General features: G+C 58.6%; 9 protein-coding genes. 4 read left to right on the top strand and 5 right to left on the bottom strand.

Features of this window, described 5'->3' with window-relative positions:
- Window positions 1–95 precede the first annotated feature (95 nt).
- The 5 genes from E4P00_RS18490 to treP form a co-directional block, all read right to left on the bottom strand.
- Complete coding sequence (locus tag E4P00_RS18490) at window positions 96–374, bottom strand: PTS transporter subunit EIIB (protein ID WP_248132448.1); 279 nt, start codon at window positions 372–374, stop codon at window positions 96–98.
- A 2-nt stretch (window positions 375–376) separates the two neighbouring features.
- Window positions 377–2,911, bottom strand: a complete 2,535-nt coding sequence (ptsP, locus tag E4P00_RS18485; RefSeq protein ID WP_078822250.1) for a phosphoenolpyruvate--protein phosphotransferase — start codon at window positions 2,909–2,911, stop codon at window positions 377–379.
- Between the two features lie 85 nt (window positions 2,912–2,996).
- Entirely contained in the window at window positions 2,997–4,217 is a 1,221-nt protein-coding gene (locus E4P00_RS18480; protein ID WP_078822251.1) for a carbohydrate porin, read from the bottom strand.
- A gap of 68 nt (window positions 4,218–4,285) precedes the next feature.
- Window positions 4,286–5,932 (bottom strand): alpha,alpha-phosphotrehalase, encoded by a 1,647-nt coding sequence (gene treC / locus E4P00_RS18475; protein WP_248132446.1) that lies wholly within the window; start codon window positions 5,930–5,932, stop codon window positions 4,286–4,288.
- 119 nt (window positions 5,933–6,051) lie between these two features.
- Window positions 6,052–7,494 (bottom strand): PTS system trehalose-specific EIIBC component, encoded by a 1,443-nt coding sequence (gene treP / locus E4P00_RS18470; RefSeq protein WP_032879618.1) that lies wholly within the window; start codon window positions 7,492–7,494, stop codon window positions 6,052–6,054.
- A gap of 239 nt (window positions 7,495–7,733) precedes the next feature.
- Here treP and treR point away from each other — a divergent pair, with 239 nt between their 5' ends.
- The 4 genes from treR (at window position 7,734) to E4P00_RS18450 (ending at window position 12,965) form a co-directional block, all read left to right on the top strand.
- Complete coding sequence (treR, locus tag E4P00_RS18465; protein WP_032879617.1) at window positions 7,734–8,438, top strand: trehalose operon repressor; 705 nt, start codon at window positions 7,734–7,736, stop codon at window positions 8,436–8,438.
- A 13-nt stretch (window positions 8,439–8,451) separates the two neighbouring features.
- Entirely contained in the window at window positions 8,452–9,222 is a 771-nt protein-coding gene (locus E4P00_RS18460) for an APH(3')-II family aminoglycoside O-phosphotransferase (RefSeq protein WP_248132444.1), read from the top strand.
- A 356-nt stretch (window positions 9,223–9,578) separates the two neighbouring features.
- On the top strand, window positions 9,579–11,651 hold the full coding sequence (locus E4P00_RS18455) for a TerD family protein (RefSeq protein WP_248132442.1): 2,073 nt from the start codon (window positions 9,579–9,581) through the stop codon (window positions 11,649–11,651).
- Between the two features lie 369 nt (window positions 11,652–12,020).
- Complete coding sequence (locus E4P00_RS18450) at window positions 12,021–12,965, top strand: hypothetical protein (RefSeq protein ID WP_228308936.1); 945 nt, start codon at window positions 12,021–12,023, stop codon at window positions 12,963–12,965.
- Window positions 12,966–13,037: the final 72 nt, after the last annotated feature.

Below are 13,037 nucleotides of genomic sequence, written 5' to 3'. Positions count from 1 at the left end.
CTTGCCCGCGATGGCGGCCTGACAGTCAAGGTATTCGGCGCCTGACACACTGCTATCGCGGGCAAGCCCGGCTCCCACATTTGATCATCGTAGCCTTATAGGCCGGTGAGCAGATGGACCACGCCGCCCGGCAGTACCATTACTGCGGGTACACCGGCAGCCTTCAACGCCGACTCATCCAACCCACCCACCTCCTTCAATTGCACCCTCACCCGCGTGAGAGCCACGCGCTGCTGTGACGTAACGTTCCCCTCCCCGCCCAATGCACTCAGCACCTCGGCCGACAACAGTCTCGGTGTCGGCGCGGCAACTGCCTCGGCCACCAGGTCCGGGGTCAGGGCTTTCCAGAACGCCCGCTGCAATTTCTCGAACATGCTCAGTGCTCCACGACAGATGAGGTTTCAACGGTGGCCGCGTGGTACAGGCGCAGGGCCTCACGCACTTGATTGGCTTCTTCCAGGCCCAGCACCTGGCGGGCGATGATCTGGCAGTCGTGCAGGTCCAGCTCACGCACGGTGGCCTTGATGGTCGGGATCAGCGGCACGCTGACCGACAGCTCATCCACGCCGAGCCCGATCAATACCGGCACTGCCACTGTTTCGGAGGCCAGCGCACCACATACCCCCACCCACTTGCCGTGGGCATGGGCCGCTTTGACCGTGATGTCGATCAGGCGCAGTACCGCCGGGTGGAAACTGTCGGCCTGGCTGGCCAGACGCGGGTGGTCGCGGTCCATGGCGAGGGTGTATTGGGTCAGGTCGTTGGTGCCGATGGAAAAGAAATCCACATGAGGCGCAAACACATCCGCCATCAGCGCCGCGCTGGGGACCTCGATCATGATGCCCAGCTTCGGTAACTCGGTCAGCCCAAGCGCCAATGCCTCTTCTTCGAGCATCTTGCGCGCCAGGTGCAGCTCCGACAGCAGGCTGACCATCGGCAACATGATATGCAGCCGCGCCAGGCCTGCGCTGGCAAGAATCGCGCGCAGCTGTTCACGCAGCAACTCGGGGCGCTCCAGGCACAGGCGAATACCGCGCAGGCCAAGGAACGGGTTGGTCTCGCTTTCCATCGGCACATAGGCCAAGGGCTTATCGCCACCCACATCCAAAGTGCGCACTACCAGGTTGCGCTCGGTACCCAGGGCGCGGGCGATGGCGCTGTAGGTGCCAGCCTGCTCTTCGGCGCCAGGGGCGCGGTTGCGGTCCAGGTAGAGGAACTCCGAACGCAGCAGGCCGACGCCTTCCCCGCCCAGGGTCAGGGATTGCTCCACTTCCTGCAACGAAGCCACGTTGGCCGTGACTTCGACATGATGCCCATCGCGGGTGACCGCCGCCCGTGAGGCCTGCGCCACTTCACGTTGCAGCCGCAGTTTTTGCTGTTGGCGAACTGCCTGCAATTGTTCGATTTCAGCCAGGTCCGGCTCCAGGTGCAGTTCGCCTTTGTCAGCATTGAGCAGCACCCGCTTGCCGTTGGCCAAGGCCAATACCTGGCTCGGCACCCCGCAAATCGACGGCAGGCCGAGCGCCCGGGCGAGGATTGCCACATGGCTGGTCGCGCCACCGGCGACCGTGACGAAGCCTAAAACTTTACTGGCATCCAGGCCGGCGGTTTGTGAGGGCGTCAGCTGTTCGGCGACCAGGATGGCGCACTCCGGCAGCTCCATTGATCGCTCGGGCACGCCCAGGATCAACTTGAGTACGCGCTGGCCAACATCGGCCAAGTCCGCCGCACGCTCAGCGAGCAGTGCTTTACCCAGGCCCTCGAAGAGTTGAGCAGTCGCCACTGTGGCGCGGTTCCAGGCAAAGGCGGCACTCTTGCCCTCGGCCAGCAGGCTATAGGCTTGTTCCAGCAGGGTGGGGTCTTCGAGCAATTCTTGATGGGCGCGAAAGATTTCAGCCTGGGCACTGCCGGCCGCCTTGGCTTGCAAGCCTTGCAGCGCCTCGGTTGCCGCCCGCAGGCCACGCGCCAATGCGGCCCGCTCAAAGGTTTCTCCGGCGCCAGCTTCGGGAATATCGAGCGCCTGCTCCGCCACTTGGACAACCTGGCCAAACGCCGAGCCCGGTGATGCGCAGACACCCCGCAGCACGGTCGCCGAAGACGCCGGCGCAGCGGGCCTGCTGATCTTCTCGACCGCTACCGGCAAGGTCTCGCCACAGCCGTCGAGCAACAACGCCACCAGCGCCTGGATCGCCGCCTCGGCATCCTCGCCCGCCGCGCTCACCTGCAGGCTATCGCCCTGGGAGGTCTGCAGCGCCATGATCGCCACAAGCGACTTGGCATTCGCGCTCAAGGTTTGCTTGTGCAGAAAGATGCTGGAACTGAACCCCTTTGCCGCCTGGGCAAACACTGCCGCAGGTCGGGCGTGCAAGCCGTTGGCATTGGGCAGGGTTACTGGCTTGGAGAACAGCGCATTGCCCTCCTCTTCGTCCACCTCAGTGGCCATCTGCCCCGGTGAAACCTGCAACAGTGGCTGGCCGGACTCGACCAGCACCTGATCGGCCACCAACGGCACAAACGGCTCGCCGCTCACAATGAGCATCAAGGTCAACAGGCTGCGTGCATTGAGCGCCACATCGTCGGCATCGAACTCGATCAGCGGCTGCCCGGCTTCCACCCGTTGGCCGTCCTCGACCAGGCGGGTGAAGCCCTGGCCTGCCAGGTTCACGGTGTCCAGGCCAATATGCAGCAGCACCTGCACACCGTTATCGGCGGTGACACTGACCGCGTGGCCGCTGTCCTGAATGTTGCTGATCACCCCGGCCAACGGTGCGCAGAGGGTCTGCGAGGTGGGGTCGATGCACAGGCCATCGCCAATCACGCGGCCGGAAAATACCGGGTCGGGCACCTGATCCAGCGCCAGCAAAACCCCGGACAAGGGTGCCAGCAGTTCCAGGGGTTGAGATGTGGTCATGACTTCACCTGTTTGTGTTGTTCTTTAAAAATCATTGAGTCGATGCAAGGTTGAGGATGACGAAGATCAAAGGTGGGAGCCCGGATTACTTCCACCAATATTCGACCTGCACACCGACGTTCGAACCATGCCGCGCCGTGCCATAGGCGCCGGTATCGGATAACGCCGAGCCCGCCGCCAGCTCATTGGCCGCACGCTTGGCCGCCTGGTTCCAGGACGCATAGGTGTAATACAACCGCACTTCCGGCCGAGCCCAGAACTCAGGACCTTTGGGCGACCAGGTCGGAGCGAACGTGAATTTGCTCAACTTGCGCGTGCCCCCCGTGGCGTCAACCTGATCGTGACCCAGCTCAGCGACCAGTTTGAATTGCTCGCTGATGGCATACGCCGGGCGCACGCCGAGGGAGATCCAATTCTGGTCCTGGCGCCCTGGGCGCACGTCTTTCTGGTACACCGCTTCAACTTGCCCGCCGAAACGCGGGGTCACCTGCCAGTCGAAGAACTCCACTACCCGGTAGCTTTTGCTGCTCCTGTCCAACGCGGTATTGCCGGTATAGCCCAGGCCGGTGCCTGGGCCTTCGCCGTACTGGAGGGCAAACTTGTTCTTGCCCCCCAGGAATGCAGCTTGTACATGCTGCGCGGTCAGCGCCCATCCGCTGTTGGCGTCACGCCCGCCAGCCTTGGCGATGTAGCTCAAGCCAAGCTCCAGCTCGCCGCCAGGGTTGGTATTGAAACCTGCGACGTTGAAGTCGTGACGGGTGGCGTATTCCTTCTGGTACAGGTTGTCCTTGCGTGACAGCGCGTAGCTGTATTTCAAGCCGCCGATCAGCACGTCCTCGATTCCCCCTCCGGTGGCGCTCTGGTTCCAGTAGTAGAAGTCGGAGATATGGATGTCGTTACGCTTGTAGTAACGCCGCCCGGCCCACAGCGAACCGCCATTGAGGCTGGGCAGGTTGGACCATTGCGCGTACATCTGCGGCATACGCGCCGAACCGTTGTTTTCGCCCTGGAATTTCAGGGCACGGTCGTACTGGTTGTAGAGGGAAGCCATGGCATCGACGCTGAACACCGACCCGTCATCGAGGGTCAGCAGGTCCTGGCGCAATTCCAGCTCAGCGTATTGCTCGCATTCGTTGCCCAAGCGGTACTTGGTTTGCGCCCCCGGTAGTTGGAAGCATTGCTGCTTGCCACTGCCCGTCGATGTGCCTGCGCCGCTGCGCAAGTAACCGGCGAATTCCAGAGCCTGGGCGCCAAACGGCGCAGCGAGGCAAGAGGCGATAAGACCCAGCTTTATTTTTGTTTTCATGAAGCGCTCCTTTTATTTTTATTGTTATTTCTTACTGTCTTGCGTGACGCGATCGCCCGTAGGGCGGCTTAGCCCTTGAGGTGCAGCACAAACGATTCGTAAGGGCGCAACACCACCGTGCTCGTGCGCACCGGGCAGTCGGGGTAGTTGCTGATCAGCAAACGTTGTTCGCACGCCGCGTAGATCACCTGATCGGGCAATTGGATTTCGCACGGCGTGCCGTAGAAGTTGTTGAGCACCAGCAGGCGCTCGCCCTGGCCTTCACGCAGGTAGGCCCAAACCTTGGGATGGTCTTGCAGCAGCGGGCGATAAACGCCTTGCTGGATCAGAGGTTCGCGGCGCCGCAGGGCGATCAATGCTCGGTAGTGATGCAGCACCGAGTCCGGGTCATCCAGCTGACTTTCGACATTGATGCGCGCGGCGTTGTCCGGGATGCCAATCCAGGGCTCGCCACGACTGAAACCGGCATTGGCCTGGCTGTTCCACTGCATCGGCGTACGCCCGTTGTCGCGGGACTTCTGCATGATCGCCGCCATGCTCGATGCTTCGGACTCTCCCGCATCGCGCTTGAGTCGGAAGATATTCAGGGTTTCTACATCGCGGTATTGTTCGATCCTGTCAAAGCCCGGGTTGGTCATCCCCAGTTCTTCGCCCTGGTACACATAGGGTGTGCCCTGGAGGAAGTGCAGCGCGGTGGCAAGCATCTTGGCCGAGACCACGCGATATTCGCCGTCATCACCAAATCGCGAAACCACTCGTGGCTGGTCGTGGTTACACCAGAACAGCGCGTTCCAACCGCCACCGGCCTGCATGCCTGTCTGCCAATCAGAGAGAATCTGCTTGAGTTGCAGGAAATCGAAATCGGCCTTTACCCACTTTTGCAGGTTGGGGTAATCGACTTTCAGGTGATGGAAGTTGAAGGTCATCGACAGCTCTTTCGAGGCCGGATTCGAGTAGCGAATGCAGTGTTCCAGGCGGGTGGACGACATCTCGCCCACGTTGATCAGGTCATGGCCGTCGAAGACTTCGCGGTGCATTTGCTGCAGGTACTCGTGCACATGCGGGCCGTCGGTGTAGAAGCGGCGGCCGTCGCTGGTGTCTTCGGGGAAATCGGCGGGCTTGGAGATCAGGTTGATCACGTCCAGGCGGAACCCACCCACGCCTTTGTCACGCCAGAAGCGCATCATCTTGAACACTTCGGCGCGCACCTTGGGGTTGTCCCAATTGAGGTCGGCCTGGGTGTGGTCGAACAGGTGCAGGTAGTACTGGCCAGTCTGCGCTTCGTATTCCCAGGCCGAGCCGCCGAACTTGGACTCCCAGTTGTTCGGCTGGTCGCGCCAGATGTAGAAGTCGCGGTAAGGGTTGTCGAGGCTGCTGCGTGCCTGCTGGAACCACTCGTGCTCGACGGAGGTGTGGTTGACCACGATGTCGAGCATCAGCCTGATGCCGCGCTTGGCCGCTTCGCTGATCAGCAAGTCGCAGTCGGCCATGGTCCCGTAGCTGGGGTCGATGGCGTAGTAATCGCTGATGTCGTAGCCGTTGTCGCGCTGGGGTGAGCGCAAAAACGGGGTGACCCACAGGCAATCCACGCCCAGCCAGTGCAAGTAGTCGAGCTTGTCGACGATGCCCAGCAGGTCACCGGTAGCGTTACCCGCGTGGCTGTGGAAGCTTTTGGGGTAGATCTGGTAGATCACCGAGTGTTGCCAGGTTTGCATGGTGGGTTCCTTCAGTAGAGTTGGGTGCTGGCCCTTCTGGCCTCATCGCAGGCAAGCCAGCTCCCACAGTTGAAATGCGTTCAACCTGTGGGAGCTGGCTTGCCCCCGGTGGCGATTGATCAGGCGACCCGGTAGCCAGGCCGAATGATCTTCATGCTCAACAGGCAAGTCAGCGCAAACGGCACGACCATCGCCACGATCATGCCGATCACAAACATCGGAATCGCACTCGGCACGATCGAGATAAACCCGGGCAAGCCACCGACGCCGATGGCCGAAGCCGTCACCTTGTTCAGCGACAGGAAAATGCTGCCCAGCGCCGAGCCCAGCAGAGCGGCGTAGAACGGGAACTTGAAGCGCAGATTCACCCCGAACATCGCCGGCTCGGTGATGCCGAAATAAGCCGAAATTGCCGAGGTGGACGCCATGCTTTTGTCCCGCGCATTGCGGGTCATGTAGAACACGCCCAATGCGGCGCTGCCCTGGGCCAGGTTGGACATGACGATCATTGGCCAGATAAAGGTGCCGCCCTGGGTCGAAATAAGCTGCAGGTCGACGGCCAGGAACATGTGGTGCATACCGGTGATCACCAATGGCGCATACAGCAGGCCGAAAATCGCCCCGCCAATCATGGGTGCAATCTCAAACAGGGTGACCAGGCCTTCGGTAATCAGGATGCCTAGGTGGCGGGTGACCGGGCCGATGATCGCCAGGGCCAGCACGCCGGTGACAACGATGGTGGTGATCGGCACGACCAGCAATTGAATCGCATTCGGTACCCGCGCCCTTAGCCACTTCTCGATCACGCTCATGACGAAGGCGGCCATCAGGATCGGCAGGATCTGCCCCTGGTAACCCACCTTCTCGATCTGGAACCAGCCGAAGATATCGAAGTACGGCAGGCTCTGGCCGTCGAGGCCGGCGACCGCCTTGCCGTAGTTCCAGGCGTTGAGCAGGTCGGGGTGCACCAGCATCAGGCCCAGCACAATGCCGAGGATTTCACTGCCGCCAAAACGCTTGGCTGCCGACCAGCCCACCAACGCCGGCAGGAACACGAACGAGGTGTTTGCCATCAGGTTGATCAGGCTCCACAGGCCATCCAGGTTCGGGTAGGCCTCCAGCAGGGTCTTGCCTTCGATGAACATGCCCTTGGCGCCCATCAGGTTGTTCACGCCCATCAACAGGCCGGCGATGATCAGCGCGGGCAGGATCGGCATGAACACATCGGAAAACACCCGCACCAGACGCTGCATGGGGTTGGTCTTGTCGCCGCCGGCTTTCTTCACGTCGGCAATGGTTGAGGCGGCCAGGCCGGTCAGTTCGCGCAGGGCGGCATAGACCTTCTCCACTTCGCCGGGGCCGATCACCACCTGGAACAGGCCGCCGGTAAAGAACGAGCCCTTGACCAGATCGACCTGGTTCAACGCATTGCCGTTGACCAGGCTTGGGTCCTTGAGCGCCAGGCGCAGGCGGGTCACGCAATGGGCAGCTTGCTCAAGGTTATCGCGGCCCCCGAGGTGCTCGAGAATCTCGCGGGCAGTAGACGAATAGTCGTGGCTCATGCTCGTTTTCCACTGTGATTGTTTTTATGGGTGGCAGTCATTGGCAGCACGCCGAGGAGGGAAAAGTACTCGTCTGTACGAGTTAAATCAACAACTCGTCTGTACGAGTTACACTTTTGTTTATATGTGGGAGCTTACTGTCAGACTTTTCCCTCGCCTGCACGGCTATCCAATGGACAAACCCCACCTCTGCCACTAAGGTTCCTGCCTTGAATGCAAGCCAGGCACAGAGCCATCTCATGAGCAAATACAACCAGATCTATACGGATCTGCTTGCCAGCATCACCACCGAACGCCTGCAACGCGGTACGCGCCTTCCCTCCGAAACCGAACTGATGGACGCCTACCAGGCCAGCCGTGGCACCGTGCGACGCGCCATCGAGCAGTTGCAGGAGCGTGGCTTTGCGCAAAAAATCCATGGCAAGGGCACCTTTGTGTTGTCGCCCAACCCGATCGAGTTCCAGTTGGGCGGCATCGTCAGCTTTCACGAGACCCACGCCGACCTGGGCGATGACGTACGCACTGACGTCGTCGAGTTCACCCAAATCCCGCTGGAAGGTTCTTTGCTGCAACACATCGAAGCCGAGCCCGGCACGCTGATCACCCGCGTCAAACGCGTACGACGTATCGGTGGCAAGCGCGTGATCCTGGACATCAACCACTTCGTTGCCGACCTGATCCCCGGCCTGGACCACTCGATTGCCGAGCAGTCGATCTACGCGTTTATCGAGCAAACGCTGGGGCTGCAGATCAGCTATGCACAGCGCACCATCGAAGCCCTGCCGCGCAGCAAAGACGACCAGGCGCATCTGGATCTCGATGGGCAGAGCCATGTGATTGTGGTGAGCAACCAGACGTTTTTGCAGGACGGGAGGCAGTTCGAGTACACCGAGTCGCGGCATACGCTGGATAAGTTTTACTTTTCGGATATTGCGCGGCGCTGAGCTGGACACAACGATGAATATTCCACACAAATGGCGTGAACAATTCCCCTGTGCGCTCATTGAACAACAGGCCATTGGCGAATCGCGGGCCGACGTCTTTCGTCTGCGCCAGAACGACGTTACAGATCTGTTCCTGAAGTCCGAGCCCCTCGAGGAACTTGGTGAGCTTGCAGACGAAATCGATCGACTGCGGTGGCTGCGGCAAATGAATCTGCCTGCGCCTGCTGTCGTGGATGAAGTCACAGAAAGCCATCGCCATTGGTTGCTGATGACCACCGTACCGGGACGGGACTTGGCCAGCGCCCACGAGCTTTGCGCCGAGCAAATCATCAACATCCTGGCAACAGCGCTACGCACCCTGCACCAGCTACCGGTCGCCCTCTGCCCATTCGATCACGCCCTTGAGCGGCGCATCACACGTGCACAGGAGCACGTCAGCGCCGGCCTGGTGGACGAGACGGATTTCGACGACGAACGACTAGGCCAAAGCGCTGAGGATGTGTTTGCTGAACTGGTGGCGACTCAGCCAAGCACTCATGATCTGGTAGTGACCCACGGCGACGCCTGCCTGCCGAACTTCATGGCGGCAGACGGTCACTTCAGCGGTTATATCGACTGCGGACGCCTGGGGGTCAGTGACCGTTATCAAGACCTTGCCCTGGCTGCGCGAAGTATTGAACGCAACCTGGGGCAGGCATGGATGAAACCCTTTTTTGAGGTTTATGGTGTTGAGCCCGACGAGCAGCGTATGAAGTTCTATTGTCTGCTGGATGAGTTTTTCTGACGCTGAGCGTACTGTCGATACGCATCTCTAAGTTCAAGTCGGTAACACCGTCACTTAAGATTCAGGAAGGGCACAAAGCAACCCTGCGGCGAGGGAGCTTTCTCCCGCTGGGCCGCGAAGCGCCCCCTCTTCTTCTGGCGAAGCAGCTTGTTACCGTTGAGTAACACAGCGGCCTGACAAACAGATTCAACCTTACGTAGAATGCCTCCGTGGCTATGGAACACCTTCCTTCTAACCTCCTATGATCTAGGGGTTTCGCTCTCCACACTACGCCTGCTACTTGCAGGCGTTTTTACATCAGCTGTAGCACGACGCTACAACTCGTCCACGCCGGCGGCCAAGGGAGAAAATCAAGCATGAATCAGGGGTTGTTCCTGCGTCGCCGTTGCAAAGTTTACGTTCCGGTGGGCACTGGCGGTGCTTCGCGCGCTCAGGTCGCGTCGGCTATCCGGGAAGTAGCGGCGTTCCGATGTGTATTGTCAGAATCTCTGATTGAGCAAATCGGCAAGTTATCAGCGACAGAACTCAAGTACTGGCTGCGCGAAATTGTTGGGGTCCTTCGGCGGGAAACTGGCGCTCATGTACATCACAGGCCGTTTTACCCTGGCTTTCCAGAGCAGGTTATGATGACCTCAGAGGCCGAGTTGTACCTTAACGCCGTCATTCACTACTTCACGCTTCTACGTTTACCACCGACCGAATACTCCCGACCTGCGATGCTTGAAGGCAACTTCATATCTCGCGTTATCGAACCGGGAAGCGTCTCTGAGTTCGAGTCACTCCTTGAACCGCTGATTGCATCGCGCACCTCGCTGTCCGAAGAGGAAACTGCCGATGTCGTCTGGTTTATCCGAAAGTACAAAAGCGATGTGTTCCGACTGTTGCCTGAGACCGTACCGTTTCGGGAAATCCGTGCGCAGGTTGGCGGCGCACTTTTCCAGCATGTACCCGGCGATGCACGGGCTGAGGCATTTCTGGAGCGGAACGTCGACACTGCGACTGACGTACTACGACTCGCGGTCGCGCTAAATGGAGGAGACGTGTCACTTGCGACAGCGTTGACACGTTTCACTGCGATGAAGCGCTCAACGCGCCGCCTGCTGTTGCGCCTGCTCGACCGGATACCCAACGCTGCAGAAGGTGTGATGCGGCATGCTGAGCAATGGAAACGCCTGGCTGAAGTACTGCATCCGGGCGACTACGCCGGTAAGTACCCTCAAGCATTAGCCGCCATCACGGCAGCACGTCGCAACGAAGCACCAGCTTCATTTGGATCACGCGTCGAAACATTACTTGCCCAGCGTCACATCACCACGCTTACACCCATACTCCAAAGCCGTCCTGGCGAGTTCGCACGACGGCTGGACGTGACCCTGCGGCGCGCGACGGAACCAGAATCGGTTCTCGACGCGTTCGAGGCGGTTGCGACACAAGTGTCCTCACCTGTTCTGCTGCAGCTACTGGCCCAGGTACGGGCTCCGCGCCCCCTGCCTCTGCGAGCCTTCACACCGAAGGGTGCATTCGCCAAAGTCTATGGCATCAAGGATCGACGCGAACCTCTCGCCCCCGATGTGTTGGCACGTGCGACTAGAATCTGCGAGGACGCTCTAGTATCGCGTTTTGCGTCGCTACCGCCACTAGGCCGTTGTTTCATCGATTCAGCATTACGCGAATACAGGGTACCGCTGGCGCAGCGTGCTTCATCGAAGTCACTACGTACGCTGGTGCGAGGCAGTCGGTTGCCTATACCTGACACACGCTTCATTCGGCTGTTCCTGTGGTGGAAGAACGGCCGTGAGCGCACGGATATCGACTTGTCCGCCGCTTTTTTCGACGCCAACTTTGTGTTCATGGAAACGGTCGCCTACTACAACCTAAAGAGTTTAGGCGGCTACCACAGCGGCGACATCGTCGACGCGCCCGACGGGGCTTCGGAGTTCATCGACCTAAACCTTGATGTCCTCGTCGAGAAGGGTGTTCGCTACGTTGTCACGTCTATCAACTCATACACCGAGCAGCCGTACTGCGATCTTCCAGAATGCTTCGCGGGCTGGATGGCCCGCGCCGACACGGCGTCGGGTGAAGTATTCGAGCCGTGCTCCGTGTTCGACCGTATCGATATCGCGTCCGACACAAGGATCTGTCTGCCATTCGTGATGGACTTGCAGGAACGGGGCATGATTTGGGCCGATCTGGGGCTCACTTCATCTCCGCGGTGGAACAACGTGCAGAACAACCTCAGTGGGGTATCGTTGATGCTGCGAGCTTTGGTACATACACCAAGGCCGGACTTGGAGACGCTGTTCGATTTACATGTTCGAGCACGGGGAGAACGAGTGGCTTCACCGCACCAGGCACAGCAGGTGTTTGCGCCGGATCAAGGGATAACACCGTTCGATACGAATTTGATTCGATCACAGTTTCTTTAATAGCTACGTCAGCCTTTGCCGCTCATTGAAGCAACAACTCTTGCTTCGAAGCTTTTTATCCAAAAACAAAAAAGCCAGTCAGTCATAACTGGCTGGCATTGGCTAAGCCCCTTCCTGCGCTAGTCCGAATTTAGCGCTGTACTCTAATCAGTGAAGGCACCCTATCACTCCCACTCGAATATAAACAGTCAATACTAACCCTGCCCCACGGACAATTCCGCCCAAGTACGGAGTTTTATTTGCTTACTGTAGATCAAGCGAGCGTCTGCGCTTTTTCTGTCGATGAGAGTGGTAGAGCAACCGGATCGATTTTCGGCACGATTCGTGAGATAACGTAGACTGAGTTTTGCGAAAGGACGCTCAAGATCAATGTTTCCGTACGTTGCCACCTACCTGCTTTTCGCCTGCATGCTCGCGGTCCTGGACCGTCTCAGTGATCGCCCGTTGTTCATTCGAACTCACCTCAAGCATTTGCCATGGAAGCTTAACTACAACTTCAGATGGTGGAGAACCCAAGAATATTGTGCGGCATTGATTCAGTTATCAATTGCCGGACTGCTCTTTCTTTTGTTTTGGAACACTCTCGGAGGAGCAAAATACACCCGTGTGGCGCAAGGTCTGTTTGTCTTGATTTGCGTGAGCTCGTCTGTACTTTCTATAAAGCAGTTTCAGTTGATAAAGAGATTCAAGGCTCACGTGTGGTGGATGACAGGCCTAGCAGCCTTGGGAACAGTTGCACTGAGCATCGTAGCAAGTGCGTATGCAGATTCATTGATAGTCAACTGGACCCGCATCGAGGCCGCACAGTTTCCTCTTGCCCAAAAGGCGTTATCCGCCTTAATCCTTATAGCTCTATGGGGTTACGTCGTGACCGTCCTGATCAGCTTAAGCGTAGGAATTGTTGCTTTTTCAATGACCGTGACACAACCCGCTTTCATGCTGGAAACCAAGAAAAAGCACTTGAAGTTCAAAAATTGGAACCAGTACAAACCCGGTTTGGAGCAACGAAGACATTCCAGGCTGCTCGTGACCATTTGGAGTGGGGCAGCTTTTACCGTGGCCATCCTGTTGAATTCTTGGGTTTCTATCCTGGGTCACGCAGAAGAAGGCCTCCAAGACGTAATGATCTTTGCCTCATTTCACCTCCATCCTGAAGACTGTGGAATTCAGGGTAGAACCGCAGACACCTGGGCTGCCCTTGTCGCCGAAGGTCGAACAGTGATCGCAACACCTGCCGCTAATGGTTACTCGTACGAAACCATGGGGTGCAAAATACAGCCTGCGAAACTCGTTACTGCAGTACAAAAGAAGTGAAGTGGATCCACAACGAACGCAAAAAGGGGACTTGTTTATTTCTCGCACGCTAAATCAGTCCCCTTTTCTTTG

The organism is Pseudomonas sp. B329 (assembly GCF_023127835.1).
Taxonomy (GTDB): domain Bacteria; phylum Pseudomonadota; class Gammaproteobacteria; order Pseudomonadales; family Pseudomonadaceae; genus Aquipseudomonas; species Aquipseudomonas synxantha_A.
The sequence above is the reverse complement of the archived record's forward strand: the minus strand, read 5'-3'. Positions and strand labels throughout refer to the sequence as shown.

Bases quoted from the DNA above. Each gene is read 5' to 3' on its own strand.
- E4P00_RS18490 (WP_248132448.1), bottom strand. From the start codon at position 374: ATGTTCGAGAAATTGCAGCGGGCGTTCTGGAAAGCCCTGACCCCGGAC.
- ptsP (WP_078822250.1), bottom strand. From the start codon at position 2,911: ATGACCACATCTCAACCCCTGGAACTGCTGGCACCCTTGTCCGGGGTT.
- E4P00_RS18480 (WP_078822251.1), bottom strand. From the start codon at position 4,217: ATGAAAACAAAAATAAAGCTGGGTCTTATCGCCTCTTGCCTCGCTGCG.
- treC (WP_248132446.1), bottom strand. From the start codon at position 5,932: ATGCAAACCTGGCAACACTCGGTGATCTACCAGATCTACCCCAAAAGC.
- treP (WP_032879618.1), bottom strand. From the start codon at position 7,494: ATGAGCCACGACTATTCGTCTACTGCCCGCGAGATTCTCGAGCACCTC.
- treR (WP_032879617.1), top strand. From the start codon at position 7,734: ATGAGCAAATACAACCAGATCTATACGGATCTGCTTGCCAGCATCACC.
- E4P00_RS18460 (WP_248132444.1), top strand. From the start codon at position 8,452: ATGAATATTCCACACAAATGGCGTGAACAATTCCCCTGTGCGCTCATT.
- E4P00_RS18455 (WP_248132442.1), top strand. From the start codon at position 9,579: ATGAATCAGGGGTTGTTCCTGCGTCGCCGTTGCAAAGTTTACGTTCCG.
- E4P00_RS18450 (WP_228308936.1), top strand. From the start codon at position 12,021: ATGTTTCCGTACGTTGCCACCTACCTGCTTTTCGCCTGCATGCTCGCG.